This window comes from Sulfurovum sp., assembly GCF_041551015.1.
GTDB lineage: Bacteria > Campylobacterota > Campylobacteria > Campylobacterales > Sulfurovaceae > Sulfurovum.
Genome location: NZ_JBFENQ010000186.1, coordinates 1 through 2716, shown reverse-complemented (window position 1 = coordinate 2716; position 2716 = coordinate 1). Strand labels below are relative to the sequence as shown.

4 protein-coding genes are annotated in these 2716 nt (G+C 38.8%); all 4 read right to left on the bottom strand.

Annotated features, from left to right (window positions below; translation table 11 throughout):
• Positions 1–428 (bottom strand): phosphate ABC transporter ATP-binding protein (locus tag ABZC96_RS09510; protein ID WP_373030728.1); only part of this gene is annotated, 428 nt, incomplete at its 3' end.
• A gap of 21 nt (positions 429–449) precedes the next feature.
• Complete coding sequence (gene pstA / locus ABZC96_RS09505) at positions 450–1259, bottom strand: phosphate ABC transporter permease PstA (RefSeq protein WP_373030726.1); 810 nt, start codon at positions 1257–1259, stop codon at positions 450–452.
• Positions 1259–2113, bottom strand: a complete 855-nt coding sequence (gene pstC, locus ABZC96_RS09500) for a phosphate ABC transporter permease subunit PstC (protein ID WP_373030724.1) — start codon at positions 2111–2113, stop codon at positions 1259–1261. The genes pstA and pstC overlap by 1 nt, the downstream gene beginning before the upstream one ends.
• A gap of 170 nt (positions 2114–2283) precedes the next feature.
• Positions 2284–2716: PstS family phosphate ABC transporter substrate-binding protein (locus ABZC96_RS09495; RefSeq protein WP_373030722.1), on the bottom strand; the 433-nt coding region annotated here is incomplete at its 5' end.

The window sequence follows — 2716 nt, the reverse complement described above, 5'->3', positions numbered from 1 at the left end:
GCATCTTTCAATGCTTTTTCCACACGCTCTTCTACCTCAACCTTATCTTTGATACCTGCAAGTTTCAAACCATAAGCCACATTATCATAAATGCTCATAGGAAACGGTGTAGGCTTCTGAAAGATCATCCCTACTTGTTGACGCAACTTAATGAAGTCGTTCTCTTTTTTAAGATCTAAAATATTTTTCTTTTCACCCTCACTGCCATAAAGGTTGATTTCACCTTCATAGGTATTCCCAGGATAAAGATCATGAATACGGTTCATAGCACGTAACAATGTCGATTTACCACAGCCACTAGGGCCTATCATTGCTGTGATTTTGTTTTTTTCTATCGGAAGGTTGATCTTCTTTAATGAAGGCTCATCGACACCTGCATAAGTGAAATCAAAATCTTTAATGTCCATTATAATGTTATTTTTTGCCATATTATTTTCTGACCTTTTCAATTATTTTTTATTTCTTGTCATATATCGACCAAGTAGATTGATACATAAAACTATCATTGTGAGTACAAAAGATGCAGCCCATGCCAATTCACGACTTGCCGAATCCGGGTACGTTGCAAGGTTGTAGATACTCACCGTAAGAGACGGGAACTGCTCTGTTAGATCCATTGTGAAAAACTGGTTATTGGCTGAAGTAAAAAGTAATGGTGCAGTTTCCCCAATGATACGGGCAAAAGAGAGTAAGACACCTGTTGTTATCCCTACTTTAGCCGCTTTGACAACAATTTGCAAAATGATCTTATGTTTACTTCCACCTAAAGCGATCCCTGCTTCTCTCAGTTCTTTAGGTACAAGAGCAAGCATATTATCTGTCGTACTGATGATGATCGGTATCATCATGATAGCCAATGCCACGATACCTGCCCAACCGTTGTATCCCCCAAAAGGGTCAACAAGCAGTGCAAATACAAAAACACCTATAACGATAGATGGTGCAGACATCATCACATCACTGAGATTTCTTATGACAGAAGCCAACTTTCCATTGTTACTATACTCTCTAAGGTAAATACCTGCCATCATACCAAGTGGTACAGCTACAGCACTTGCCATAAGTGCCATAGTGAACTGTCCTACAAGAAGGTTTCGTATACCCCCTTCTACAAGGTCATTTGTAAAAGTAGTAAAGTGCAAACTTGTGATACCTTTATAGCTCAAAGTGATAAGTATCCAAAACAGAAATCCTATTCCTATCACTGCTGAAAGTGTAGAGAGGATTAAAATAATTTTATTGAGTATGAGTCTATTCATTATGCTGCCTTCCTACCTAAAAAATAAAACTTTGCCACAGAGATAATGGCAAAACTGACCACAAACAATATAAGTGCAAGATAATACATACTGCTCATCTCAAGGTCTTGTGCTTCTGCAAAATTATTTGCAAGTAAAACAGGTATAGAAGTTGTAGGATCCGTCACTCTGCTTGGTATACTCATCACAGAACCTATAAGGAATGCTACTGCCATCGTTTCACCCAATGCACGTCCAAGCGCTAAGATGATCGAACCGATGATCCCGCCTTTAGCATAAGGCATCACCACATCCTTTATCACTTCAAACTTCGTTGCACCCATAGCATAAGCGGATTCTTTAAGCACTGAAGGTGCTGTATTCATCGCATCTCTTGTAATCGCTGCCATAAAAGGAATGATCATGATCGCCAAAACGATCCCTGCGGTCAAAAGTCCGACACCATTACCCCCTACAGTTGCCTGTACAATAGGTGCAAAGTAAAAAAGTCCCCACATTCCATAAATGATACTCGGAATGGCTGCAAGCAACTCTATTGCCACTGAGACTGGCTGTACCAGTTTTGCAGTCGCGATCTCTGTTAAAAATATAGCGATCCCCATCGCCAATGGTGTTGCTATGACCATAGCGATAAGCGTACTAAGCAAAGTACCCACGATAGGAACATACCCACCAAAGATACCACCTTCATCATCTTCATCTGCTTCCCAGGTTTCATTGTATAAAAAATCAAAACCAAATTCATGCAATGCTTCTTGTGCATAAGAGAAGAGTACTGCAAAGATTCCTATCAAGATAAAAAAGGAGAGTGTTGCAGAGAAAAAAGAGAAATTCTTAAAGAGTTTTCCACTCATGTATTGCCTTCGTAATTAATTGGAGATGATTGTAATAAAAGTTGGTAACATTTTGGTTACCAAATCATATCTAGGCTGCTATAAACGTATTCAAGGAGTTACAAAATAAATGTGATTTGGCAAAGAAGCTCTCAAAGAAGAGAGCTTCTTTGTGTAGTTTTTAAATCTTTTTATTTGATTTTTTTAGCTTCCCAATATTTTCTAATTTCATCTTTAGTCGATGCAGGAAGTGGTACATAACCAAGGTCTGTTGCTGCTTTATCACCAGTTGTGTAGGCCCAGTCGATAAATTCTGTTACTTGTTTATTTGTCTCCATTTTTTCTTCTGGAAGCAAGATAAATGTAGCTGCTACGATAGGATATGATGTTGCACCTGCCGGGTCGCCGATCACTGCATAAAAGTCATTTTCAGCTGTCCAACTAGCGTATTTTGCCGCATCTTGGAAAGACTTTAAAGTTGGGTTGATGTATTGCCCCTCTTTGTTTTCTATCTGTGCTGCTGCTAATCCTAATTTCTCTTTGAAAGAATACTCGATGTATCCGACAGAGTTTTTGATCTGTTGAATATTTGCTGATACACCTGAATTTGATTTACCTGCTACT